Raw genomic sequence first — 24643 nt, forward strand, 5'->3', positions numbered from 1 at the left:
GAAGCGTCGTGAAAAGTTGAGTGCGGCCATACTGCCTGAAGACTGTATGTCCGACGAGTACGACCGTGATGCTGCAACGAAGAGGAAATGCCGATGAAGATGGCTTTAAGCATCGCCCTGCTGGTCGTGATGACATCTAGCGCAGGCGCGCAATACCTCGGCAACTATTCCGCCAACCCATATGCCCCGAACTCTACGGGGAACGCATTCGGTGCTGGTAGTCCCTACAATCCAAACAGCGTCAATAATCCGTACGGGCGATATGGCAGCACCCACAGCAACAGCTCCGCCAATAATCCGTACGCGATGGATGCACCCAAGCTGTATGACAGCCAGGGAAACTATCGCGGGCGCTTAAGCAGCAACCCGTATGATCCGGATTCGATTTCAAACCCATACGGCCGTTATGGAAGTTGTTTCTCTCCGGATAGCGTCAACAATCCCTTCGGTGCTGGAAATCCGTACATACCGGATAGCCCGACGAACCCGTATGGCCAAGGCTTCTCCATTCAGGGAGCTGACGACGACTGAAGACTCCCCTCGCTCGCGCCGCACACGGGAGTGGGGTGGAGCGCAGGCGAGGATGAGCAGCTGAGAGATCACATGCGACTAGCGCCGGAGGAAAGCGAAGTCGCGCCTTCAGCCTAGGCAAGCGCTGCTACGCTGCGAGCTTTCAGTGGCACAAACTGCACTGGTCAATTGCCAGCCGTAGCCACATCATAGGTGGTGTGGAGTATTGGGGCCATGCCGTCGTTCTCAAACACGACCCGGGCGAAAACCATAGTGATCTTCGCCATCGCCCGGTTGCGTTGGCGCAAGAGCGTTCTCCGATTGAAGTCTGGCTTGTTGTGGTTTGCCGAGAATGACTTGGTATTCAAAGCGGCCGTCATCTCGCTCGGAATATTTTCTGGGGCAATAACCGCAGTTGCCGTGCTCTACCTGTGACCCGGCAAAGTGCCCGTAATAGGCGCATGACAGCAGGGCCATGATCCGTTTTTAGCTGAGCGTCAGCGCCAAATGGATCGTCTGCGGGTCTCGCCGCGAGACCGGCTTGAAGCCGAATTTTCCGAACACTTTGAGCATCGCGGCATTCTCGGGCAGAACCTCTGCGGTCAATTCCTGTAACCCGGCATTACGAGCAATCTTGACGAGGTGACGCATCAGGATCGAGCCGATGCCGCGTCCTTGCCAGGCATCGACGACCACGAATGCCATCTCGGCTCGCCCGGGCTCGAACACAACGTATCGGCCGCCTCCGACGATCGCCGATTGATCGGCTTCCTCGAGGAGTGCGACAAGCGCGACATGATTTCTGAAATCGATCTCCATGAAGAAGGCGCGCTCCTTCTCCGAGAAGCCGCGCTTCACCGCAAAGAAGCGGCGTTGCAGGGATTGCGCGCTCGCCCGCCCAACTGCAGCCATCATGTCGGCCTCATCGTCCGGTCGAAGCGATCGGATTTCGACTTGGCTGCCGTCGTTCAGGCGCTCGAGCGCCGTGTAGGTTGCGGCTTCCGGCATCTGCTGCCTCTTGTTCCAGCAATTTGACGGCCGGTCTCGCCGACCAATCAAACCTGCCGCTCGGGGGGCCAGGGTGCTTGATCTAGATCAAGTCGCCATTAGTCACGGGCACTTGATAGTCGTGTGAATCTACGCGGGCCGCGAGACGCGGCTCACTCAGGTCGGCTCCCTCGATCGACGCCGACCATCCCGATCTGGATCGCCCCCTAGAGCGTTTTCGAGCGAAGTGGACACCGGTTCGCGTGAAGAAAACGCGTCAAAACAAGAATCTAGAGCTTCGGTTCTGATTCAATCAGAACCGAAAATGCTCTAGTTGGGGCTGATGATGCAGGCTCCGTCGCGACGGCTCCAGACGAACCACCGGTAGCACGGAGGACGGGGGTGAGCCCCGACCGGACACTCATTGCGCACACGCGCGCCTCTATCCCAGCCGTCGACGACGCACCCGCCGTTGCGTGCCACATGGCAACCGGGGCCGCAGCCGTCCGCGGCGTTGGCCATGCCGATGCTCGCGAATATGGCTGCGAACAGAACTGCGAATGTCACTTTCATCTCTATTTCCTCTCGCCTCTCATGTTTTGCAGGCAAGTGCTGCGCGGAGCGCGCGGCATTGATCTTGGATCAATGGGGCGGAAAAGCGAAGCCCCTCCCGAGCACGAAACCGAGCGGGCGAGGGCACTGATTTCGCGGGGGTGGGGGCAGTGGGGCCGGTGTGCTTGATCTAAATCAAGCCGCGTCGCGGAACGAGGCGGGTACGCTTTCGCGCAGCCTCGAACGAGGGTGCGCCCTTGAGAACACTTCGCCAGCTTTTGTCCGGGGAGGACATCATCCAGCTTGCAATCCGGCTTGGATTGCTGGCTTTTCTGATCTACTGGACTTTTGTCCTTGTACGACCCTTCGTGCCGATCGTGGCCTGGAGCGTGGTGCTCGCCGTTGCGTTCTATCCGGTCTTTAACGGTCTCGCCAACTTGCTCGGCGGACGCCCGAAGCTGGCGGCGGCGCTTCTCACTATCGTCAACCTCGCGATAGTCATCGGGCCGGCGACCTGGCTCGGTCTAGGCGCGGTGGATGGCCTCCGGGAAATTGCTGCACAACTCAGCGCGGGAAGCCTGGCGGTTCCCTCGCCGCCCGGGCGCATCAAGGATTGGCCGCTGATCGGCCCGCAGCTCTACGATCTCTGGGATCAGGCATCGACCAATCTCCGCGCCGTTCTGGGCGAAATCGCTCCTTATCTGAAGCCGCTGGCTGCGACGATTCTCGGCCTTGCGGGCAATGCCGGCGTCGGAACGCTCAAATTCCTCCTGTCGGTTGCTTTGGCCGGCTTTCTCTTTCCCTATGGACCGCAGCTTGTGGCGGCGAGCAGGGGGTTCCTGTCCCGCGTCGTTCCCGAGCAGAGCGAGCACTTCCTGGAATTGGCGGGGGCAACGATACGCGCGGTATCTCAAGGCGTTATCGGCGTCGCGATCATCCAGTCCCTGCTCGCCGGCATTGGTCTCAAGCTGGCGGGAATTCCAAATGCGGGCCTATTGGCTTTCGCGATCCTGCTGCTGAGCATCGTGCAGATCGGTGCGACGGTCGTCCTGCTTCCCGTGATCATCTGGCTCTGGACAGCGAAAGACTTCACGACGGCGCTGCCACTGACCGTGTTTCTGGTGATTGTTGGCTTGCTCGACAACATCTTGAAGCCGCTGGTGATGGGGCGCGGCCTTACTACACCCGCCCTCGTCATCCTTATCGGGGTGATCGGAGGCACGCTTGCGCACGGAATTCTTGGCCTCTTTATCGGCCCGGTCATCCTGTCAGTCGCCTGGGAGTTGACGGTGGCCTGGATCAATCAGGATCGCAGCCGCCTTGCGCAATCAGCGGAACAATAGCTCTCGAGCCGAAGCCGCTCAAAACGGACCATTCTGTTCCGCTTCACGACGTTGACCTAAATCAAAGTCCGAGGTGGCGCGGCGCATTCAATCGACAAGCGACAGGGAGGTCCGGACATGTCGATGGACAAGGCACCGCTTTCGCGCGATCCCATATCGGGCCTCATTGCCTCGGCCGTGGAATACATGATTGATGCCGGGCAGCGCAGCGTGCTGTTCCTGGACATCCTGCGCCGGCGCGGCGACCAGTATCAGCAGCACATTGCCCAGACGGCACCGCATGTTCTGCACTACACCGCCGAACTGGTCATGGACGGGCGCAAGCTCTCCGAACCGGTGAACTATGCGCTGGTGCGCATCATTCCGCCCGAGGGTACCGAGCTCGATCTCGAGCGGCGGCCGTTCATCGTGGTCGATCCGCGCGCGGGACACGGGCCGGGAATTGGCGGGTTCAAGGCGGACAGCGAGATCGGCGTCGCCATGAAGGCCGGTCATCCCTGCTACTTCATCGGCTTCCTGCCGGAGCCGATGCCGCACCAGACCATCGAGCGCATCGCGCGCGCGGAAGCATTGTTCATCGAGGAAGTCATCAGGCGCCATCCTGATGCCGATGGTAAGCCCTGCGTCATCGGCAACTGTCAGGCGGGCTGGGCCGTGATGATCCTTGCGTCGCTGCGTCCGGAGCTGTTCGGGCCCGTCATCATCGCCGGCGCGCCGCTTGCCTATTGGGCCGGCGTGCACGGCAAATATCCGATGCGCTATTCGGGCGGTCTGCTCGGGGGGGGCTGGCTGACGGCGCTCACTAGCGACCTCGGTGCCGGCAAGTTCGATGGTGCCTGGCTGGTGCAGAATTTCGAGAGCCAGAACCCTTCGAACACGCTGTGGACCAAGCAATACAATGTGTATTCGAAGGTCGACACCGAGGCGGACCGCTACCTCGAATTCGAGCGCTGGTGGGGCGGGCACGTCAACCTGAATGCGGAGGAAATCCAGTTCATCGTCGATGAACTCTTCATCGGCAACAATCTCGCCGCCGGTCGCATCAAGATGTCGGACGGCAAGACGGTCGATCTGCGCAACATCAAATCGCCGGTCGTGGTGTTCTGCTCCAAGGGAGACAACATTACTCCGCCACAGCAGGCGCTGGACTGGATCCTCGATCTCTACGCCGACGTCGACGAGATCAGGGCCTACGGCCAGACCATCGTCTACACGGTTCATGAGAGCGTCGGCCATCTCGGAATCTTCGTGTCCGGCGGCATCGCCAAGAAGGAACATGCGGAATTTTCCAGCAATATCGATCTGATCGACGTGCTGCCGCCGGGCCTCTATGAAGCGACCTTCGAGGCAAAGGGCGCCGATACCGTCAATCCCGATCTTGCCGTCGGCCAGTGGGTGATGCGCTGCGAGGCGCGCACGCTTGACGATATCCGCGCTATGGGCGGCAATTCGCCGGAGGACGAGCGGCGCTTCGCCACCGCCAAGCGCGTGTCCGAGATCAATCTCGCGGCCTACCGGAAATTCGTCCAGCCCTGGATCAAGGGCATGGTGACGCCGCAGATGGCCGAGTGGATGCGCAAGCTGCACCCGCTGCGCCTGCAATATGAGGTCTTCAGTAGCCACAATCCTTTCATGGCCGCCGTGAAAGCGGCGGCAGATGCGGCGAGTGAGCATCGCAAGCCGGTATCATCAGACAATCCGTTCCTTGCCTTCCAGGAGCAAGTCTCCAAGCAAATCGTCCACGCGCTCGACACTTGGCGCGATTCGCAGGAAGCCCTCAGCGAGGCAGTCTTCCTTACCGTCTACGGCTTGCCCGCGCTTCAGGCGGCGGTTGGAATCGATCCGCAGTCCACGCCGTCGCGGCGGCAGGAGATGTCGGCCGAATATCGCGAGAGATTGCGGGCGCGGATATCAGAGCTGAAATCCAAGATCGACGAGGGCGGTCTTCGGGAGGCAACCATTCGCGGCTTGCTCTATGTCGGGTCGGCGCGGGGAATGGTCGATGAACGGAGCCTGGAAGCACTGCGTCAGGTTCGGCGCAATGACAGCGGGGCGCGTCTGGCGCTGGCGGATTTCAAGATGATGGTGCGCGAGCAATTCTTCATACTGCTCCTGGACCAGAAGGAGGCGCTGGCAGCGATCCCGAAGCTGCTGCCCGATAACGCCCAGGAGCGTAGCGCGGCCTTCGCCGTCATCCGCGACGTGCTGTCCGCGAGTGCCGCGATTTCAGGTGACACTGCCAAGCGCCTGCACCATGTGGCTGAGCTGTTCGGCGTAGATGCGACAGAGACGTCGGACAGAGCCTCGAACGTTGCCCCTTTCGATCCCAAAACCGATCCCAAGACCGATCCCAAAGCGAAGGCGTCGTAACGCCGGTTGGAAGAATCCGGAGCGCCACCATGAGCATCATGCCCGCAGATTCAGGCGAAGTGCGATCCCATACCAAATATGATCGGTTGATCGCGGCCGCCAAGGCCGTGCCGCCGGTGCCGACCATTGTCGTGCATCCCTGCGACGAGACCTCGCTGCGCGGTGCCTTGGACAGCGCAGAAGCCGGCATCATCCGTCCGCTGCTGGTCGGCCCCGAAGCCAAGATCAGTAACACCGCAAGCAAGCATGGCCTCGACATCGCCGGCGTCGAGATCATTGATGTTCCCCACAGCGACGCCGCGGCCGCCAAAGGCGTCGAGCTGATCCACGCGGCCAAGGGCGAAATGCTGATGAAGGGCAGCCTGCACACCGACGAGCTGATGCGCAGCGTCACGGCAAAGGCGACGGGCTTGCGGACCGATCGGCGCATCAGTCATGTGTTCGTGATGGATGTCCCCGCCTATGCCGATACGCTGTTTGTGACGGATGCGGCCATCAATATTTTCCCTGATCTCGATGATAAGCGGGACATTATCCAGAACGCCATCGATCTCTTCACGCAGGCTGGTTTCGGCACGTTGCCGCGGGTGGCGATCTTGTCCGCGGTCGAAACGGTCACGCCCAAGATCCCGTCCACCATCGAGGCGGCGGCACTGTGCAAGATGGCGGATCGCGGGCAGATCACCGGCGGCCTGCTCGACGGGCCGCTTGCCTTCGATAACGCGATCGACGTGGAGGCGGCCAGGATCAAGGGGATAAAGTCCGAGGTCGCGGGGCGCGCGCAGATCCTGGTTGTCCCCGACCTCGAGGCCGGCAACATGCTGGCAAAGAATCTGGCTTATTTCGCGAACGCCGACAGCGCCGGCATCGTGCTCGGGGCCCGGGTGCCGATTGTTCTGACGTCTCGCGCCGATTCGCCGCGGGCGCGCATGGCCTCCTGCGCGGTCGCGGCGCTCCATGCCGACGCGCGGCGCCGGCTTGCTCCAATTGCGGCTGCGTGATCGCCATGAATACGATCCTCGTTGTCAATGCGGGCTCCTCCAGCGTCAAATTCCAGATCTTTGCGATTGAGGGAGAAGGGAGGCTGCGGCGGCAGATCAAGGGCCAGATGGATGGCATCGGTAGCCGTCCGCGCCTGCGCGCTGTCGATGCAAACGGCGATCCGCTGGCGGAGCGCGCCTACCAGATCGAAAGCGTTTCGGACATCCCGGCCGCAATGGCTGTTGCCGGAGCGTGGCTGCGGGACGAGCTTCGCATCAACCCGATGGCCGTCGGGCATCGCGTTGTCCATGGCGGTCCGGACTATGAGCGGCCGGTGCTGATCGACTATGGCGTGGTGTCGCGCCTGGAGCGGTATGTCGCGCTGGCGCCGCTGCATCAGCCCCACAATCTGGCGCCGATCCGTTCGCTGCTCGCCAATTTTCCTGCCCTTCCGCAGGTGGCCTGTTTCGACACCGCCTTTCACCGCACCCACGGCACGGTGGCCGACTATTACGCGATCCCTTATCAGCTCCATGCCGAGGGTGTGCGGCGCTACGGATTCCATGGCCTGTCGTATGAATATATCGCGAGAACCTTGCCGCAGATCGCGCCGGATGTTGCGAAAGGGCGGGTGATTGTCGCCCATCTCGGCAGCGGTGCGTCGATGTGTGCCCTGAAGGGTGGACGCAGCGTGGAGAGCACAATGGGGTTCACCGCGCTTGATGGCTTGCCGATGGGGACGCGTCCGGGGCAGATCGATCCCGGGGTCGTGCTTTACCTCATATCCGAAAAGGGAATGTCGGCCTCGAACGTCCAGGATTTTCTCTATCGCAGTTGCGGATTGAAGGGTCTCTCCGGCGTCAGCAACGATATGCGGCAATTGGAGGCGAGCAACGATCCGCACGCGATATTGGCAATCGAGTATTTCGTCTATCGGATCTGCCTCAACGCCGGCATGCTGGCGGCGGCGCTGCAGGGGTTGGACGCGTTCGTCTTTACGGCCGGCATCGGCGAGAACTCGGCTGGAATTCGCTCACGCATCGTCGAGCAGTTGGCCTGGCTCGGCATTGCGTTCGATCCGGTCGCGAATGCCAGCCACGCGCGGCTCATATCGCGGTCCGACAGCCGCATCCCGGTATACGTCGTGCCGACGGATGAGGAACTGATGATCGCGCAGCACACTTTGTCGGTGCTGTTGAACAGTCCATCATCCAGCCCGAACCGCGAGAGGGTATCATGAATATTCCCGTGTTTCCGGAGACCAAGGTTGCTCTCAAGGGGAGGAAGGGCCTGATCGTGGGCATCGCCAACGATCAATCGATCGCATGGGGCTGCGCCAAGGCGTTTCGCGCGCTCGGCGCCGATCTGGCCGTCACCTACCTGAACGACCGGGCCAAAAAGCATGTCGAGCCGCTGGCGCAGGCGCTGGAAGCCCCGATCTTCATGCCGCTGGACGTCAACACCGAAGGCCAAATGGAGCAGGTGTTCGAGCGCATCGAGAAGGACTGGGGCCGGCTTGATTTCGTGCTGCACTCGATCGCGTTCTCGCCAAAGGAAGCGCTGCATGGCCGCGTCGTGGATGTTGGACGGGATGGCTTTTTGAAGACGATGGAGATTTCGTGCTGGTCGTTCCTGCGCATGGCGCATCTGGCCGAGCCCTTGATGAAGGAGGGCGGAACGCTGTTCACGATGACCTATTACGGCAGCCAGATGGTGGTGCCGAACTACAATGTCATGGGGGTCGCGAAGGCGGCGCTTGAGGCGGCCGTACGCTATGCCGCGGCCGAACTGGGGCCGAAGGGAATCCGGGTGCACGCGATTTCGCCCGGGCCGCTGGCCACCCGCGCCGCGTCGGGAATTCCCGAATTCGACGAGCTGATGGACAAGGCGCAATCGAAGGCGCCCGCGCGCAGCCTCGTCAGTATTGATGACGTCGGCAATGCAACGGCCTTCCTGGCGCTCGACGGTGCGAAGTTGATCACCGGTGGCGTCATGTATATCGATGGCGGCTATCACATCATCGATTGAGTGGACCCGGGCGCCGCAGCGGTTGGAAGCTGTTCAGCGCTGAATACCCGCGCGTTCGTTACCTCGTCAGATCGTCATTTCCGGAACCGTGTCGGGAATGACGAGTTCGGCTTCCGTCACTGCCATGACCTCGGCGACCGTGACGCCGGGAGCGGTCTCCATCAACGTCGCCTTGCCGTCCGGAAAGCCGATCACGGCGATGTCGGTGACGACGAGATCGATTATTCGCGACGACGTCAGGGGCAAGGTGCATTTTCTGACGATCTTCGATTTTCCCTTCGCGGCATGCTGCATCGCCACGATGACACGTTTGGCGCCGCTGACCAGGTCCATCGCGCCACCCATGCCTGGCACCATCTTGCCTGGGATCATCCAGTTGGCGAGGTGTCCCTCCGCGTCGACCTGCAGGCCGCCCAGTACGGTCACGTCGAGATGGCCGCCGCGGATCAATCCGAACGACATAGCGCTGTCGAAGGTGCAGGCCCCCGGAAGCGCGCTGATCGGCCGTCCGCCTGCATCGGTCAGATGGGGATGGGCCATCCCTTGCTCCGGGATCGGGCCGGTGCCGATCAGACCGTTCTCGGACTGGAAGAACACCTTGATGTCTGATGGCACGTAGTTGGCCACCAGTGTCGGAATGCCGATCCCAAGGTTCACCAGGTGGCCGGTGCGAAGCTCGCGTGCCACGCGGCGGCCGATGATCTCTTGTGCATCCATGGTTCACTCGTTCGCTATGAGATAGTCGACAAGCGGCGCCGGTGTGACCACCTGGTCGGGCGCTATGACGCCGACCGGAACGATGTGCTCGGCAGTCACCATCACGGTATCGGCCGCCATCGCCATGACAGGGTTGAAGTTGCGCGCGGTCAGCGCATAAGAGAGGTTGCCGAGGTAATCGGCGAGGAAGGCGTGGACCAGCGCGAACTGGGCCCGCAGCGCGGTCTCGAGCAGGAACGCTTTTCCATCGATCTCGATCTGACGCTTTCCTTCGGCAACCGTCGTTCCGACGCCGGTCGGCGTGAGCACGCCGCCGAGGCCGCAGCCTCCGGCGCGGATGCGCTCCACCAATGTCCCCTGCGGAATCAGGTCGACGGCAATCTGGTTGGCCAGCATTTGCTGCTGTGCTTTGGGATTGAGGCCGATGTGACTTGCCGTCAGGCGTGAGACCAGGCCGGCGTCGAACAGCTTGCCGACGCCCTTTCCAGGTGTCGCCGCGTCATTGGAGATCAAGACGAGGCCCGTCTTGTGCTGGCGCACGACTTCGTCGAGCAGGCGTTCCGGCGTACCAACGCCCATGAAGCCGCCGACCATGACACTTGCGCCGGCCGGGATCATCGCAACGGCTTCTTCGACGGAAATGGCCTTCATGATGGGCACTCCGGTCGGCACGCGATTGATCTAGGGCAGTACCGGTGCGATGCTGGCTCCCGCTCACCGCGTCGCTTTGATCTGTATCAAGAGTATTCGCTGGAGCGACGGGTACCGAAGATCCGCCACCCGCATCTTGCGCTCTTGGGTGAGCGGGACGGCGGGATTTTGCTTGCCGACCTCAGGACAACGGCGGAGGCTGAGGGACAGTCGACCCGTCATCGGGCCCGGCACCGGGCGTTCGGTGAACCTCGAATTGGCGGCTCTGTGGCGGCTGGTTCGGCGGCCTCGCGAAATAGACGGCACCTTAATGGATTTCATCAGAAGAGGAGGATGCGATGTCGAACCCCCAAGAAGTGGCAGCGGACAAGGTCCGGACGATGCTCACAGAGAATCTCGGCCGTGTTCGCAAGGCCAATTCGGATTATTTTGACATGCTTGAGAAGGGCTTGAACTCCTCACAGCTCCCGATTGCCGGGCAGGCCAAGCAGTTCTGTGATCATATGCGGCGGCAGACCGCGACGACTTTTGACCTCTGCGACCGGCTAATCGAGGCTAAGGATGTGCCGGACATAGTCAGGATTCAGTCCGAGTTCTTCCAGGACCAGATGCGAGCGCTGATGGAACAGGGGAGGAGCATGGGCGAATCGGCCATGAAGGCGGCAGCGGGCGTGTTTACTCCCAAGAGCTGATTTGCTTAGCGGCCGGGGCCGACGGATGGCACTTCAGTTCCTTGTCGGCGCAGTCATCAGCGTAGTCAACATCATGATCCACGCGCTGGTGACCGTCGCTGTGGTCGCCATCGCCCGTATTGCAGAGCAACGACACCCTGTTTGGCCGAGACTTCATCTGATGGGCGTCATGGTCGTTGTGGCAATCCTGCTGATGCTGGCTCATACCCTCGACGTCTTTGTCTGGGCACTGGCCTATGCGATCGTCGGTGCCGCACCTGCCGGCGCCGACCTCGTTTATTTCGCCTTCGTGAACTACACCACCCTCGGCTACGGCGATATCACGCCCGCGGCATCATGGCGGCTGACGGGACCGATAACCGCAATGAACGGCATCCTGATGTTCGGCTGGTCGACGGCCCTGTTGTTCGAGGTGCTGCGCAGGTCGTACGACCACCTTGCATCGATCGCCGAGCCAGGAGGGCCTTTCAGTTCTGCAAATCGAGGCCCGCCAACTGGGGCCGGTCCAGGAGCACGATCTGGCGCTGGTTGTTGCCGATGAATCCGAGGATGCCGAGCTCGTGCAGCCGCGACAGGGCGCGAGAGACCGTCTCCAGCGTCAGGCCGAGATAATCGGCGATGTCACGGCGGCACATCGGCAGCGCCATGACGCCGGCCGCGGTCAGGCGCTTGTCCATTTCGAGCAGGAAGGCAACAACGCGCTCGAGCGACGTCTTGCGGCCGAGCAGGAGCATGTGATCCTCGGCGTGCTGCAGGTTGTTCGTGGTCATGCTGAGCAGGTTGCGGGCGACCATCGCATCGCTCTCGGCTACGAGTTCGAGGCTGCGACGCTTCACCAGGCGCACCGCGGTGTCGACGATCGCCTCGGCCGTGAAACGATGCTCGCTGCCGTTCTCCAGCCCGAAGATATCGCCGACCAGGTGAAACGCGCCAATCTGACGGCGGCCGTCTGAAAGCAGCTTGTAGCTTCGCACTGCACCAGACTTGACCTGATAGACGTAATCGGCAGGTTCTTTCTCGCCGTAGATCTCCGTCCCTTTCTTGTACGTAAATTCGTTTAAGGTCACCATCGGGTTCGAAGCGCTCGCCATGCCGAACGCGCCGAGCATATTAGGTAGGGATGCTGCCGGATCGATGTTGACATAGGAAAACATGGCCCAACTCCTAACCTGAACGTCACGATTTTTGTCAGTCTTTAGAAGTATTGCGCTGCAAGAATGCGGTATCGGGTCCAGTCTCGCTAAAGTTGATCTGCGACGAAGGCAGGATTCCTAATCATTGTCCCACGGACCATTGTACTATGGGACAAGTAGGCAATGGTGTCGGACCGGCGGCGAGACTACCGGTCACGATCCGGCTCCATGCCTCCTCGGAGGGAAAATTGCCTGGCCTCGTTCACGTGGTTGATGACGATGCTTCGTTTCGGACAGCCATTGAGCGGCGGCTGAAGCTCGCCGGCTATGACGTCGCAACCTATCCGTCCGCTCAGCAGCTACTGGATCGTCTGTCGGACAATGAGCGGCTGGGATGCATCCTGCTCGATGTGCGGATACCCGGCCTGAGCGGTCCCGAACTGCAAAATCGTCTCAGCGAACTCGGTTCGACGCTGCCGATCGTGTTCCTCACCGGGTACGCCGACACTGCGACGGCCGTGCGGGCAATCAAGGCCGGCGCGGAGGATTTCCTGACCAAACCAGTGTCTTCGGAACAGTTGATGGATGCCATCGAGCGCGCCATTGCTCGTCATGGCGCAGTGCGCAGCCAGCGCAGCAAGCTCGATTCCCATCGCTCCCTCCTTGCAAGGCTGACGCCGCGCGAGCGACAGGTGTTCGAGTTGATCGTGCGCGGCAAGATCAACAAGCAGATCGCGCATCAATTGGGAACAACCGAGCGCACGGTGAAAGCGCACCGCCACCAGGTGATGGAAAAGATGCAAGTGCACTCGCTCGCCGAATTGGTATCGATCGCGGAGCGGCTCGGCGTGCTCGGCTCAAGGAACGATGCAGACCGTTAGCGTCCGAGATCGAAACTATCGCACTTTGACAGGAAAAATACGCAAAGGGTGTTGGGTTCCCTCAGGACACCTGTCCGAACGGACAATATCACACCTTGATGACAGCGCGTATCTGGGGGTGCGAAATCAATCGAGCTTCTCGGCTCGCGGTCAGGCCGCCGACTGCAGAAGACGGCCGAAAACATCCTCGAAAAGCTGAGCACCTTGCCGAATCGAAGATCTGTTCTTGTCGTAGATGACGACCGATCCATGCTCAGGAGCCTTAAGCGTCTGCTGGGGCAGCACGGGTTTGATACGACGCTATTCGAGTCCGCCAGCGCGCTGCTTGGCCACGGCGATTTTGGTGGCGCTTTCTGCATCATCCTGGATATCAATCTGAATGGTCAATCCGGCATTGATCTGCGTCGCCGGCTCCTGGACAACGGCATCAGCTTGCCGGTCATCTATATCACTGGCAATGACAGCCATGCGAACCGCACGGCGGCGACGGAGTCGGGATGCGTCGCTTACCTGACCAAGCCGTTCTCGGCGAAATCACTGATCGAGCCGATCGAAAGAATGGCGGCCGCTATCGCCTAGTCGCGCGTGTTTATCCTCACTCATCGATATCCTGTTCGAAAACACGTGCAGGTGCGCCTTTGCGCACGGTCGCAAACTGATCGAGCGGCAGCGCCGTCTTCACCGACAGCAAGTTGGTGTCGACCACTTGCAGAAAGAGTTTCTGACCAGAGTCCATGTCGCGCAGCAGGTTTGGGTTGGCGAGGTCGCCTGCAATGCAGGTGTTGGTGAGACACCACGTGAACGGAAGTCGATAGGTTGCGCCCTGATCGACGGTGAGCGTGGCGCCTGCCGGCAGATAGAGACCAACCGGCAGGAAAAGCTGTAGCCGCGCGCCGCTATTGTCCTCGCGCTCGGTCAGATAGACGCGAACCGCGGTCTGGGCGGTATTGAAGGTGCCGCTGATCGTGGTGCGGCAGACCATCTTCGCGCCGCCGGGCTTGAAGCAGACCTTCTCCCAGTCGCCAAACTTGATGTCGCGCGCTTCGCGCTGGCCGCGAGGCGCGATTTCGGCTCCCCCGGGTTGCGCGTCAGCCGGCACCTTTTGTCCATTCGCCGGACCGCCCGCGATCGTCGCTGATAATATCAGGGCGACGAACGGGATCGGAAACGGTCCAGGAGGCTGCATCGTCATGGCTATGCTCCTCACGCCGGCCACCGTCGCTATTTGTGCCTGTCCAGGAACACGCTGACGAGCGGCGCCCAGATCGGAATGGAATCGGCCGAGCCGACCAGGAAATGTCCATCGTCACCGAACGGCGGAAGCAGGTGGTACTCGGCGTTGCCGCCTGCGGCGGTGAACGCCTCGTGCATTCGTTTCGACAGCGCCGGGCCGAAGAACGTGTCGTTTGCAATGTAGATCCAGAGCATCGGCACCCGCGACGTACGGCCGAATTCACGGGTAGCCTCGACCAGCCGGTCCGGCGCACAATTGTTGTTCGGCTTGCCATCGACGCGGCCGCCGCGTCCGGCTGCAAAGGTGATGATGGCTTTGACTTGCGCCGGGTTTGCGCTCGAAAGCGCAATCGACGCCCAGCCGCCGGCCGATTGGCCGATCACGATGACATCCTTCGGCACGATCTTCTTCTCGGCTGCCATATAGTCGATGATCAAGAGGTCGAGCTGCGCAACCGCCATGCCGGCGTCGTGGAAGTTCGGATTGGTGCAATTGCCGATCTTGGAGAAGAACGGTCCGTAGAGCCCGCGTTCGGGTATGTCGATCGCCGAGGCGCCGTAACCCGATCCAACCGGTGCCACCACGAGGTAGCCGCGTCGCGCGAACCACATGGCGGCGTCGCGGAATTCGACCAGCGGAAAGAAGCTGCGCTGCACCGGGTCAAGTGACACCCCGTGATTCATGATGGCGAGCGGGAAGGGGCCGTCGCCGACCGGACGCACCACATAGGCGATGGTCGGCAGGACGAGCGGCAGCGCCCAGACTTCCTCCTGAATGCGCGCGGGAGCGTTTTGATCGTCAGGGCGCGCCGGCGCGATCTGGCTGAGGAAGACGAACAGTATTATCAGGAATCGTGAGCAAGCCTGACCCATATCAGAGCTCCGCCGTAACGAGGCGAGTTGACGGATCGAATCCGAAGCGACGCTTGATCCAGATCAATCCCGCTTGGCTCCAGGCCGCCGTTGATCGGAGCAATTCGGCGATCGCTATAGCGCCTCAAATCTCGCGTGACGGGCCAATTCACATGAAGCCATCGTCATCTCAGCAACCGGGATGGACGCGGCTCTTTCCGCCGATGGAGTGGCTTGCCAATTATCGGCTTTCCTTTCTGTCCTTGGACGCCGTCGCGGGGATTACGCTCGCCGCCTACGCGATACCGGTTTCGCTGGCCTATGCGGCGCTCGCCGGGCTGCCGCCTCATGTCGGAATCTACGGCTATCTGCTTGGCGGCGTCGGCTATGCACTCCTCGGCTCCTCGCGTCAGCTTGCGATTGGTCCGACATCCGCGATCTCGCTCATGATCGCCGGCTCGGCCGGAGCTTTGGCCGCAGGCGATCCGGCGCGATACGCTGACATCGCGAGCTTGGTGGCCTGTGCGGTGGCGTTGCTTTGCCTGATCGCCTGGCTGTTCAAGCTCAGCCTTTTGGTACGCCTGATCAGCGACAGCATCCTGGTCGGATTCAAGGCGGGCGCCGGGCTGACGATCATGATGACGCAGCTACCCAGCCTGTTCGGTGTAGCGGGCGGTGGCCACAATTTCTTTGACCGGGCTGTTCGGCTCGCCGGGCAGCTCGGCGATGTCAACTTGCTCGTCTTAGCGATCGGTCTTGCTTCGCTGCTGCTGTTGCTGATCGGCGAGCGCTTCCGGCCGGGCAAGCCGGTTGGACTCGCCGTCGTCGCACTATCGATTCTGGTTGCATCGATATTTGGCCTGCCGGCGCTGGGAGTGCCGATTACCGGGGCGATTCCGCAAGGGCTGCCGGCGCTTGCAATGCCTTCGTTCGGGCTGTCGAAGCCTGCAGAGCTGTTTCCGATCGCGGCCGGCTGTCTGTTGCTTGCCTATGTCGAGGGGATTTCGGCGGCGCGGAGCTTTGCGGCCAAGCATGGCTACGGCCTCGATGTCCGGCAGGAGTTTCTGGGACTGGGTGCGGCCAACCTCGCGGCGGCGCTCGGCCACGGCTATCCCGTTGCCGGCGGCCTGTCGCAATCTGCGGTGAACGACGCGGCCGGGGCCCGTACGCCTTTGGCGCTGGTGCTCTGCTCGGTCACGCTTGCGCTGTGTCTGCTGTTCTTCACGGGACTGCTGACAAATCTTCCCAAGGCGGTGTTGGCTGCGATCGTTCTTGCTGCGGTGTACAGGCTGGTCGACATCCCCGCGCTGCTGCGCATGTGGAAAATCAGCCGGATCGATTTCTATGCTGCGGCGATCGCGCTCGCTTCGGTGCTGCTGCTTGGAATCCTGCAGGGAGTGCTGCTTGCGGCACTCGCATCCATCTTCCTGCTGCTCGTCCGCGCGTCGCAGCCGCATGTGGCTTTTCTCGGACGGCTCCCCGGAACCGGCCGTTATTCGGATAGCGCCAGGCATCATGGGGTGGAGCCGCTCGCCGGCGTCATCGCATTCCGTCCCGAAGCGTCGCTGCTCTACGTCAATGCCGAGACGATCCTCGACACTGTTCTGGCTGCACTGCGAAAATCGTCGGACATCAAGGTGGTGGTCTGCGACCTCTCGGCATCGCCCTTCATCGATCTGGCCGGCGCGCGCATGTTGCATGATCTGCATGACGAACTGGCAGATCGCGAGGTGACGTTCTGCATCGTCGGCGCTCATGCTCAATTGCGCGACCTGTTGCAGGCGGACGGGCTGGCGGAAAAGACCGATAGCCGCAACTGGATGCGGACGCTCGACAGCGTGCTTGGCGAGAGCAAGGCCGGCGGATGATCGAGCGCCTGAGGAGCTCGCTGCGGGTTAACGCAGCATTGACTTGGATCAAAGGGGCGGCGGCGCGACCCACCACCATTCAGTGTCGCCGTACACGACGATCGGGAGAAACCCGCCGTCGAGCGCGTCTGACGCGGGAAGTAGTCTTGGCAAACTGTTCTCTAAATCGCTCTTGGAGGTAAATCATGAGACATGTTGGGGTGATCGGGGTGCTGGCAATGCTGGGCTTGGCAGGACTGAGTACGCCGTCGCGGGCGGAGACCGGCCAGGTTGCCGTCGTCTTCACCAAAGGCGGCTTTGTCCTCGGCGTCGGTGGCGGCGAGGGCGTGCTGATACTCCGCGGCAAGCGCTATCCATTCACTGTCTCCGGCATGAGCGTTGGCTTCACGATCGGAGCCTCGACTACCAAGCTTGTTGGGCGTGCGCTGAATTTGCGGGGGCCTGAGTCCATCGAAGGCAGCTACGGCGCGGTCGGCGCTGGTGGCGCCGTTGCCGCCGGCGCCGGTGGCGTTCAGCTACGAAACAACAATGGCGTGATCTTGCAACTCAGCGGACCGAAGATCGGAGCCGAAGTCTCAGCCGCCGTCGGTGGCGTCACCATAAGATTGAAGTGATCGCGCAGCGGGCCATGGCTGCGGTGCCGTGGTCTGCTTTTCGGGGACGAGGCGCTCTTGTGCGATGCGCGAGAGTCAGCCCGCCCAGGGAGCGTTCGCCTGCCAAATCAGAATCGTCAGCTCTCAGGAACGCACGCAGCCGCCTATCGTTTCGGCTAACTCGAAAGCGTGCAAATCCGTCGTCTGGGTCGTAAGCGGCAAGCAGACATCCCGGCTTTCAGAGTTGTCAGCGAGGTTGGGGCTGTGCTCCCGGAGCGCCACTCGGTGCTCCCGGAGCGCCACTCTGCGCTCCTCCTCCAGGCTGCATGGAGCGCGCCCGCTCAAGGAGCGTCAGAGTGGTGTCAACGCATGCCTTCATGGAGTCTTGTGGATCGCAGCGCACAGCCACCATCGCGTCGCCATTCCGCAGGAAGAACGCGGCGCCGCCTCGGCGTGCTCCCCCGCGACCAGATTCGCCGATTGCCCGCAGAACATCGTCCAGATCACGATCGCTTCGGGAGTATGATGAGTCTCGCTGATCTGAGCTGGGGGCGTTCTGACTGAAGGCGGGCGGAGAGATAAGCAAAAGCGTGGCGGTGAGGGCAAAGGCCTTGTTCATCATGAGTCTCCTCATTGTGAGCGAGAGGCCGGAGCGGAACTCGTCGTGATTCCGCTCCGGCTCACTCTGAGATGCTCAGTCGCGGCACACGCGCCGACGAATGATAAGGATAAAATCGCGGTCCTCGTCACTCAGGCTGCGGGTAAGGAAATAGCAGCCTCCGCCCTCACCTCCATGGCGTCGCTCAGCCAACCTCTCGGCGAGCCGCTCCCGCAGACCGCCGCGCCAGCTCCCGTCGCCTTCATCCTCCTCGCGGTCACGCCACTGGCCCATCCGCTCGCGCAGGCGGCCCCGCATCTCCTGTCGATCTCGCAGAAGGTCGATAATGAGGTCTCGCAGATCTTCGCGCGTTTGAATCCGGTCTCTCAGAAGGTCTCTCAAATCGCTGCCCACATTGCCGTCCCTGCCTTGCCATCCTTGGGCTGATGCGGGGCTTGTTGTCGTGCAAACAATGGGGGCAGATGCAGCAATCGCTAGAACTGCTGCGGCAATCACTGGCAGCCGTGTCATTGCGCTCTCCTCTTGTTGCGGACAAGATTCGAAGACCGAATGATTCTTTATGCCGCCGTTGGCAAATCGCGACGGATGGCGAGATGATCCTCGAACCTATCCCTGCTCGGCCGGAATGGGCGGCCATTATTAACGCTATTCGTGCGCGGTGGTCGCTCCCTTGACATAAATCAAGCTGGCGTTGCGAGTCCCGGATGGCGGACGATTGAGAAAAGCTCGGAATTTGGAACTTGGCCGCATCCGGTCAGTACCGCTGAGCAACAAACGCCATCCCGCGCAGCCCGGTCTGATCGTTGTAGCGTCCTTTGCTGGAACGCTTGGGCAGCCTGACCTTGTTCCGGCGAACGCGCTTGTACGGGATCATGTCCAAGATATGCGAGATGCAGTTCAGCCGTGCCCGCCGTTTGTCGTCGGAGCGGATGATGTGCCATGGCGCATGTTTCGAACTGGTGGCCTTGAGCATCAGGTCGCGTGCCCGCGAGTAGGCGTACCAGCGTCGATAGGATTCCGTATCCATCGGACTCAGCTTCCATTGCCGCAGCGGATCGTTGATCCTGGCCCTGAATCGTCGCTCCTGTTCCTCCATCCCGACCTCGAGCCACAGCTTGATTAGGACGATGCCGGCCTCAACGACGTAGTGCTCCACGGTAGGGCACAGCTCGAGGAAGCGCTTGTGCTCGGCGGGGCTGCAGAAGCCCATCACATATTCGACCCCGGCCCGGTTGTACCAGCTCCGGTCGAAAATGACGATTTCGCCCCCGGCAGGGAAATGCTGCATGTAGCGCTGGATGAACATCTGCGTCTTTTCGCGATCCGAAGGCGCAGGGAGGGCGACGACGCGAAACACGCGGGGGCTGACCTTTTCCGTGATCGCCTTGATCGTGCCTCCCTTGCCCGCCGCATCCCTGCCTTCGAACAGGATGATGACCCGCGCCTGGTTCGCTTTCACCCATTCCTGGAGATGGCATAGCTCGACCTGGAGCTTCTCCAGTTCCTTCTCATAGATCTTCCGCTTCATCCGTGCGGCGGGCGCATCTGCCATGTCCAGGCTTCCACTGTTTCAGATCGTCTTGAACCGGCCGGCCGCTTAATCGCCCCAGGCGATGGTGACGCCGATGTCGCCGGGCACACCGCCGGGAAAATCGATGACCTGATAGCGGATGCGGTAGCCGCGCGGCTTCAGGTAGTCGGTCCAAAGCTGGAAGATCTCCTTGGGAATCCCGGTCAGCGTGGCTTCCCAGCCCGCTTCCATCTGGTTGATGGCGCGGCCCTTGTCGGTGCACAGCGTATTCGGGAAGCGATACACCAGGACTTCGGTCAATCCGTTCCGCACGGCGCGCTGGATGATGGTCGATGCCAACTGGATCTTTTCCTCCTCGGACTTGCCGGAGGGCCGGCTGAGCCGATCGATCAGGGCTTTCTTCTCGGCCTCGGCGGCGGCCGCGCGGCGGACATACTCATCCGCCTTTTCCGCCTCCCGGAGGGCGGCCTCCTTCTGGATCTGGCTGGCGTTGGGGATCAGGTCATCAATGTTCGCTGGCATGGCTGACATCTCCTGAATGGCCGGTTTCCTCTGGTCGTTCGCGAAAGGCTAGGGCCGGGTAGGGGCGCACCTTTGATCCAGATCAAGCGACCCCTGGACGACGGTACCCAGACTGAACGGTCAAAGGCCCAATTCCTGACCCGGGAGAAGCAGTTGAGCGAGCAGCTTCATCCAATGGCGCCCCATCATCTGCCTTTTTTCATCACGCCGCCGAACGAGGTCGACGTGCTGATGGTTGTGATGGGCATCTTCCTGATAGCCGTCGTGCTGTGGGTCGGTACGCTCTATTGGCGCCTGCACAGCCTGCCCGAGCGGATGGCGCACAAATCGCAAAAGCTGCAGTTCGAGATCGTCGCGGTCCTCGGCTTGCTGGCGCTTTTCACGCACATCCACCTGTTCTGGGTCGCGGCGCTGTTGCTCGCCATGATCGATCTTCCCGATTTCAGCACGCCGCTGCGCAGCATTGCCGGCTCGGTGGAGAAGATAGCAAGTGCCGCTGCGGATGAAGGCGGCGCGGCAAAGCCTGAAACCAAACCGGATCCGGCGCTTCCGGCCGCCTCATCGGAGACGAGAGGCCCGGATGCCGCGAAGGCAAGGGAGTCCAGCAATGCTTGAGCTCCTGATCTGCTCCCTCGTGACGGTCCTTCCAGACTATCTCTTCCGCCGCTACGTCCAGGGCAAACGCTTCGGCAAGGAGATCACCTTCTTCTCGGTCTGGTTCGAGCTGAGGTGGGGCATCACCAGTTGCCTCATGCTCACGATAGCGCTGATCACCATGATCTTCTATTTCCATCCCGCAACCGACACCGCCACGCTGTTCTTCCGGACGATCCCGATCCTCCCGGAGGCTTCCGGGCGCGTCGCGGAAGTCAATTTCGACTTCAGCGCACCGGTGAAGAAAGGCGACGTGATCTTCAGGCTGGACAATTCGAAGCAGGAAGCAGCCCTTGAAACGGCCAAGCGCAAGGTCGCCGAGGTGGACGCTGCGCTGGTGGCCGCGGAAGCCGATGTCGTCAAGGCCGAGGCACAGGCCCAGGAAGCAAGAAGCGCGCATCAGCAAGCCAAGGACGAATTGGATGTGAAGAGCGAACTGCAGCGCCGCAATCCCGGCATCGTGCCGCAGCGCGACATCGAAAAGCTGCAGGTCCTCGTCGATCAACGGCAAGCCGGGATCGACGCCGCAGTGGCCGTCAAGCAGTCCGCGACCTTGCGGGTTTCAACACTGCTGCCGGCGGAGAAGGCAAGCGCCGAAGCCAGCTTGGCGCAGGCGCAAGTGGATATGGACAAGACTTTCGTTCGCGCCGGCGTCGATGGTCGTGTGGAGCAGTTCCTGCTTCGGGTTGGCGACGTCGTCAACCCGCTGATGCGGCCGGCCGGCATCCTTATCCCGGAGGGTGCAGGCCGGCGGATCCTGCAGGCCGGATTCGGCCAGATCGAGGCTCAGGTGATGAGGGAAGGCATGGTGGCGGAAGCGACCTGTATCTCAAGGCCCTGGGTCATCATTCCGATGGTGGTCACGACGGTCCAGGACTATATCGCCGCCGGCCAGTTCAGAGGTGGCGAGCAACTGGTCGAAGCGCAAAACATCATCCGGCCGGGGACCGTCTTGGTGTTCCTGGAGCCGCTCTACAAGGGCGGTCTCGAAGGGGTCACGCCGGGCAGCAGTTGCATCGTCAACGCCTACACCAGCAACCATGACGAAATCTCCAACACGGACACCAGCGCGGGCCGGCGCATCGCGCTGCATGTGGTCGATGGCGTGGGACTGGTGCACGCGTTGCTGCTGCGGATCCAGGCGCTGCTGTTGCCGATCAAGACCCTCGTGTTCAGCGGCCATTGATACGCGGCGAGCACGGAAGTGCCTGCGACATTCTGGAAGGGGGCATGAAATGAAGGGACTTCGCGGGTTTCCGGTGCTTGTGACAACATTGGCCGTTGCCGTCTTGGGATTATCCGGAAATGCGGCCGCGTTTGATCTCACCGGCTCATGGGTCGCGAGCGCCGACCAATGCAGCAAGGTATTCACGCGCAAGGGAAGGGCAAAGCTGGTCGCCTTCACCAATTTTCCCGGCGTGCATGGCGGCGGATTCATCGCCGAGCCCAATCGTCTGAGAGCCAAGTACGCGACCTGCTCGATCAAATCCAGGAAGGACAACGACGAGAACGTCAATATGGTCGTCGGCTGCGCCTCAGGGATCATGCTCGAAAACATCCAACTCTTCTTCAAAGTGGTTGATGACGACACCATCACGCGCCTGTTTCCTGGCATCGAGGGAATGGAAGTCACCTATCACCGCTGCAAATCATAGCGCTTGCCGTGACGCAATGCGCGCGGCGCGCGGTTGATTCAAGTCATCGAGTCCCTTGCGTGCAGTCAGGGAACGCCTACGGTCGGGTCACGACGCGCTGCTGAACTCCTCGCCCGGCGGAGTAAGCCGTTGGCCGCGGTGCAATTCGCGCTGGAATTGCCGAGCTTGAGATGCAAACGTTTGGACGTCTGAGACTGCCGGGGAAAAGAATGGGCGGACCTGCCCCCATTGCTGCGCCCAACATTGGCAGGCCGGTTGCGGCCGTGTGGCTCTGCGCCTGTTTACTGGTCTGGTTCATCTTCCTGCCCGAGCCGGCGAGTGGCGCCGCCCCACGTGGCGAACCCAAGCGCGTGCTGCTGCTCCATTCCTTCGGGCGAGACTTCCGACCATGGAGCGAATTTGCCCGCACCATCCGGGAGGAGCTCGAGCGCCAATCGCCGTGGCCGCTGGATCTCCAGGAACAGACGCTGCTGACCGCGCGGTTCGACAATCCGGTTCCGGAAGCGCCGTTCGTCGACTATCTGCGCTCGCTCTACCAGGGCGCGGCGCCCGACATTGTGATCAGCTTTGGCGCGCCTGCCGCCAGATTCGTCGAGAGATTTCGCGCAGAGCTCTTCCCTGAGACGCCCATGGTGCTGACGGCGGTCGAACAGCGGCTGGTGAATCGCGCCGGACTTACGGATAACGACACTGTCATCTCGGTCTACAACGATTTCTCAGCCTTTTTCGGCAGCATTCTTCATGTCCTGCCGGACACGCAAACGATTGCCGTCGTGATCGGCGCCTCGCCGTTGGAGAAGTTCTGGCTCGATGAAGCAAAGAGGGAAGCGAAGCCCTTCGAAGGCCGGGTGGCATTCGTCTGGTACGCGGACCTGTCATTTCACGAAATCCTGCAGCGCGCGGCGACGCTTCCGCCGCGCACCGTCCTCTTCTGGGGCTTGATGTCGGTCGACGCGGCAGGTGTCGCTCATGAAGGCGATCTCGCATTGCGCAGTCTTCATGCGGTCGCGAACGCTCCGATCTTTTCCTTCCAGGAAGCCTTCTTCGGCCAATACACCGTCGGCGGCCCGATGCATTCGATCGGCGCATCGAGCGAGAAAACCGTCAATGCCGCGATCCGCATCCTCGGTGGCGAGAAGCCTGCCAACATCAAGATCGAGCCGATCGGATTTGCACCTCCGAGATACGACTGGCGCGAGTTGCAGCGCTGGGGCATCAGCGAGAGCAACCTGCCCGCGGGAAGCGAAATTCTGTTTCGCGAGCCGACGTTCTGGCAAAGATATCAGTGGCAGGTCGCGCTGATCGCGGCAGTGATCCTCGTGCAGGCGGCCCTGATCAGTGGCTTGCTCCATGAACGCCATCGCCGGCGCCTCGCCGAGGTCGAAGCGCGGCAACGTCTGGCGGAGCTCGCACGGGTGAACCGCTACTCGGCTGCGGGAGAACTCGCGACCTCTCTGGCACACGAGCTGAACCAGCCGCTTGGCTCTATTCTCACCAACACCGAGACGGCGGAGCTGATGCTGAAATCGCCATCGCCCGATCTCGGTGAAATACAAGAAATCCTGGCTGACATCAGGCGTGATGACCAGCGGGCGAGCGAAGTGATCCGCCGTCTTCGCAACATGCTGAAAAGAGTGCCAATTGAGGTTAGCCAGATCAACCTCAACGAGACTGTTGGGGAGGCCGTTGGCATAGTGTCGGCCTTGGCCGAAGGCCGTGCCGTGACGTTGAAGTATGTACCGGCTTCGATGCCGTTGCGCGTCAAGGGCGATACCGTTCAACTTCAGCAGGTTGTCCTCAATCTGGTCATGAACGCGATCGATGCCGTATCCGAGGTGCAAACCGAGAAACGGGAGGTGATCGTCGCGACGGGCATACCTGATGAACAGGCCGAAATCCTGGTTGGCGATTCAGGTCCAGGCATCGCCAACGATCATTTGAAGGATGTCTTCGAGCCATTCTTCACGACCAAGACACAAGGCATGGGCATGGGCCTTGCGATCGCCCGCACGATCGTCGAAGCGCATCATGGCCAGATCACCGTGGAAAACCGGAGCTCAGGTGGGGCGCTGTTCCGGATCAGATTGCCACTTGTTGGCTAAGGTCCGGCGCGAACCGGCAACGGCGCGAGTTCGTGTTGATCCTGGTTATCTGCCCGTGAGCATGTCGCGCCGCAGCAATATCGCGTCCAGGTGAACCGCCCCGAGTTTCTTTGATCTTGATCAAGAAGCGCGCATGCCCTGGACGGATGTTTGCCGCATGTGAGGCTCA

General features: G+C 61.4%; 27 protein-coding genes. 17 read left to right on the forward strand and 10 right to left on the reverse strand.

All coding sequences use genetic code 11. The features are described 5' to 3' along the window. Positions 1-93: 93 nt before the first annotated feature. Positions 94-531, forward strand: a complete 438-nt coding sequence (locus ACZYOF_RS09565) for a hypothetical protein (protein ID WP_463715590.1) — start codon at positions 94-96, stop codon at positions 529-531. Between the two features lie 213 nt (positions 532-744). Further along, positions 745-945, forward strand: a complete 201-nt coding sequence (locus tag ACZYOF_RS09570; protein WP_463715591.1) for a hypothetical protein — start codon at positions 745-747, stop codon at positions 943-945. 51 nt (positions 946-996) lie between these two features. Here the strand turns inward: ACZYOF_RS09570 and ACZYOF_RS09575 are convergent, their stop codons facing one another. After that, positions 997-1518 carry an N-acetyltransferase family protein gene (locus ACZYOF_RS09575; protein WP_463715592.1) on the reverse strand — a complete coding sequence of 174 codons (522 nt, stop codon included), beginning with the start codon at positions 1516-1518 and terminating at the stop codon, positions 997-999. A 309-nt stretch (positions 1519-1827) separates the two neighbouring features. Continuing rightward, complete coding sequence (locus ACZYOF_RS09580) at positions 1828-2070, reverse strand: GCG_CRPN prefix-to-repeats domain-containing protein (protein WP_130580103.1); 243 nt, start codon at positions 2068-2070, stop codon at positions 1828-1830. A gap of 236 nt (positions 2071-2306) precedes the next feature. On the opposite strand from ACZYOF_RS09580, the gene ACZYOF_RS09585 reads away from it, so the two are divergent. The 5 genes from ACZYOF_RS09585 (at position 2307) to fabI (ending at position 8771) form a co-directional block, all read left to right on the forward strand. Beyond that, on the forward strand, positions 2307-3392 hold the full coding sequence (locus tag ACZYOF_RS09585; protein ID WP_130580104.1) for an AI-2E family transporter: 1086 nt from the start codon (positions 2307-2309) through the stop codon (positions 3390-3392). A gap of 117 nt (positions 3393-3509) precedes the next feature. Beyond that, positions 3510-5762 (forward strand): DUF3141 domain-containing protein, encoded by a 2253-nt coding sequence (locus ACZYOF_RS09590; protein ID WP_463715593.1) that lies wholly within the window; start codon positions 3510-3512, stop codon positions 5760-5762. Positions 5763-5791: 29 nt separating this feature from the next. Next, positions 5792-6763, forward strand: coding sequence for a phosphate acetyltransferase (locus tag ACZYOF_RS09595; protein WP_463715594.1), 972 nt, complete (start codon positions 5792-5794; stop codon positions 6761-6763). A gap of 5 nt (positions 6764-6768) precedes the next feature. Continuing rightward, a complete protein-coding gene (locus ACZYOF_RS09600) occupies positions 6769-7983 on the forward strand; it encodes an acetate/propionate family kinase (protein ID WP_463715595.1) in 1215 nt (404 codons plus the stop codon). Next, entirely contained in the window at positions 7980-8771 is a 792-nt protein-coding gene (gene fabI, locus ACZYOF_RS09605) for an enoyl-ACP reductase FabI (protein WP_463715596.1), read from the forward strand. The genes ACZYOF_RS09600 and fabI overlap by 4 nt, the downstream gene beginning before the upstream one ends. Before the next feature lie 66 nt (positions 8772-8837). On the opposite strand, the gene ACZYOF_RS09610 is transcribed toward fabI, so the two are convergent. Both ACZYOF_RS09610 and ACZYOF_RS09615 read right to left on the reverse strand, forming a co-directional pair. Continuing rightward, positions 8838-9488 (reverse strand): 3-oxoacid CoA-transferase subunit B, encoded by a 651-nt coding sequence (locus ACZYOF_RS09610; RefSeq protein WP_394567122.1) that lies wholly within the window; start codon positions 9486-9488, stop codon positions 8838-8840. A 3-nt stretch (positions 9489-9491) separates the two neighbouring features. After that, positions 9492-10139: a CoA transferase subunit A gene (locus tag ACZYOF_RS09615; RefSeq protein WP_463715597.1), complete on the reverse strand. Its 648-nt coding sequence runs from the start codon at positions 10137-10139 to the stop codon at positions 9492-9494. Between the two features lie 338 nt (positions 10140-10477). Between ACZYOF_RS09615 and ACZYOF_RS09620 the strand changes: the two genes are divergently transcribed. Both ACZYOF_RS09620 and ACZYOF_RS09625 read left to right on the forward strand, forming a co-directional pair. Beyond that, positions 10478-10831: a phasin family protein gene (locus ACZYOF_RS09620; protein ID WP_130580111.1), complete on the forward strand. Its 354-nt coding sequence runs from the start codon at positions 10478-10480 to the stop codon at positions 10829-10831. A gap of 25 nt (positions 10832-10856) precedes the next feature. Continuing rightward, on the forward strand, positions 10857-11372 hold the full coding sequence (locus tag ACZYOF_RS09625) for a potassium channel family protein (RefSeq protein ID WP_130580112.1): 516 nt from the start codon (positions 10857-10859) through the stop codon (positions 11370-11372). Here the strand turns inward: ACZYOF_RS09625 and ACZYOF_RS09630 are convergent. Beyond that, positions 11299-11985 carry a helix-turn-helix domain-containing protein gene (locus ACZYOF_RS09630; RefSeq protein WP_165421218.1) on the reverse strand — a complete coding sequence of 229 codons (687 nt, stop codon included), beginning with the start codon at positions 11983-11985 and terminating at the stop codon, positions 11299-11301. The two genes, ACZYOF_RS09625 and ACZYOF_RS09630, sit on opposite strands and share 74 nt — an antisense overlap. A 227-nt stretch (positions 11986-12212) precedes the next feature. Between ACZYOF_RS09630 and ACZYOF_RS09635 the strand changes: the two genes are divergently transcribed. Together ACZYOF_RS09635 and ACZYOF_RS09640 are read left to right on the forward strand one after the other, a co-directional pair. Further along, a complete protein-coding gene (locus ACZYOF_RS09635; RefSeq protein WP_165421219.1) occupies positions 12213-12845 on the forward strand; it encodes a response regulator transcription factor in 633 nt (210 codons plus the stop codon). A 204-nt stretch (positions 12846-13049) separates the two neighbouring features. Then, positions 13050-13424 carry a response regulator gene (locus ACZYOF_RS09640; RefSeq protein ID WP_463715598.1) on the forward strand — a complete coding sequence of 125 codons (375 nt, stop codon included), beginning with the start codon at positions 13050-13052 and terminating at the stop codon, positions 13422-13424. Positions 13425-13440: 16 nt separating this feature from the next. Here the strand turns inward: ACZYOF_RS09640 and ACZYOF_RS09645 are convergent, their stop codons facing one another. Next, positions 13441-14037, reverse strand: coding sequence for an invasion associated locus B family protein (locus tag ACZYOF_RS09645; protein WP_463715599.1), 597 nt, complete (start codon positions 14035-14037; stop codon positions 13441-13443). 29 nt (positions 14038-14066) lie between these two features. Further along, positions 14067-14951, reverse strand: coding sequence for an alpha/beta hydrolase family protein (locus tag ACZYOF_RS09650; protein WP_130580114.1), 885 nt, complete (start codon positions 14949-14951; stop codon positions 14067-14069). A 152-nt stretch (positions 14952-15103) separates the two neighbouring features. Here ACZYOF_RS09650 and ACZYOF_RS09655 point away from each other — a divergent pair, with 152 nt between their 5' ends. Together ACZYOF_RS09655 and ACZYOF_RS09660 are read left to right on the forward strand one after the other, a co-directional pair. Next, positions 15104-16798 (forward strand): SulP family inorganic anion transporter, encoded by a 1695-nt coding sequence (locus ACZYOF_RS09655; protein WP_463715600.1) that lies wholly within the window; start codon positions 15104-15106, stop codon positions 16796-16798. Between the two features lie 185 nt (positions 16799-16983). Next, complete coding sequence (locus tag ACZYOF_RS09660) at positions 16984-17412, forward strand: hypothetical protein (RefSeq protein WP_463715601.1); 429 nt, start codon at positions 16984-16986, stop codon at positions 17410-17412. Between the two features lie 673 nt (positions 17413-18085). Here the strand turns inward: ACZYOF_RS09660 and ACZYOF_RS09665 are convergent. From ACZYOF_RS09665 to ACZYOF_RS09675, 3 genes are all read right to left on the reverse strand, one after another. Further along, positions 18086-18520 carry a hypothetical protein gene (locus ACZYOF_RS09665; RefSeq protein ID WP_463715602.1) on the reverse strand — a complete coding sequence of 145 codons (435 nt, stop codon included), beginning with the start codon at positions 18518-18520 and terminating at the stop codon, positions 18086-18088. A 244-nt stretch (positions 18521-18764) separates the two neighbouring features. Next, complete coding sequence (gene ppk2, locus ACZYOF_RS09670; protein ID WP_282529081.1) at positions 18765-19562, reverse strand: polyphosphate kinase 2; 798 nt, start codon at positions 19560-19562, stop codon at positions 18765-18767. Between the two features lie 45 nt (positions 19563-19607). Next, a complete protein-coding gene (locus ACZYOF_RS09675; RefSeq protein WP_130580120.1) occupies positions 19608-20063 on the reverse strand; it encodes a hypothetical protein in 456 nt (151 codons plus the stop codon). A gap of 174 nt (positions 20064-20237) precedes the next feature. On the opposite strand from ACZYOF_RS09675, the gene ACZYOF_RS09680 reads away from it, so the two are divergent. The 4 genes from ACZYOF_RS09680 to ACZYOF_RS09695 all read left to right on the forward strand — a co-directional run bounded on the left by ACZYOF_RS09680 (position 20238) and on the right by ACZYOF_RS09695 (position 24474). Further along, positions 20238-20678 carry a hypothetical protein gene (locus tag ACZYOF_RS09680; protein WP_463715622.1) on the forward strand — a complete coding sequence of 147 codons (441 nt, stop codon included), beginning with the start codon at positions 20238-20240 and terminating at the stop codon, positions 20676-20678. Continuing rightward, positions 20671-21903, forward strand: coding sequence for an HlyD family secretion protein (locus ACZYOF_RS09685; RefSeq protein WP_463715603.1), 1233 nt, complete (start codon positions 20671-20673; stop codon positions 21901-21903). Before ACZYOF_RS09680 ends, ACZYOF_RS09685 begins: the two co-directional genes overlap by 8 nt. Before the next feature lie 49 nt (positions 21904-21952). Continuing rightward, positions 21953-22372 carry a hypothetical protein gene (locus ACZYOF_RS09690; protein WP_463715604.1) on the forward strand — a complete coding sequence of 140 codons (420 nt, stop codon included), beginning with the start codon at positions 21953-21955 and terminating at the stop codon, positions 22370-22372. Positions 22373-22581: 209 nt separating this feature from the next. Further along, a complete protein-coding gene (locus ACZYOF_RS09695; protein WP_463715605.1) occupies positions 22582-24474 on the forward strand; it encodes a sensor histidine kinase in 1893 nt (630 codons plus the stop codon). The last annotated feature ends 169 nt before the right edge of the window (positions 24475-24643 follow it).

Source organism: Bradyrhizobium sp. LeoA1Lang, assembly GCF_055413685.1.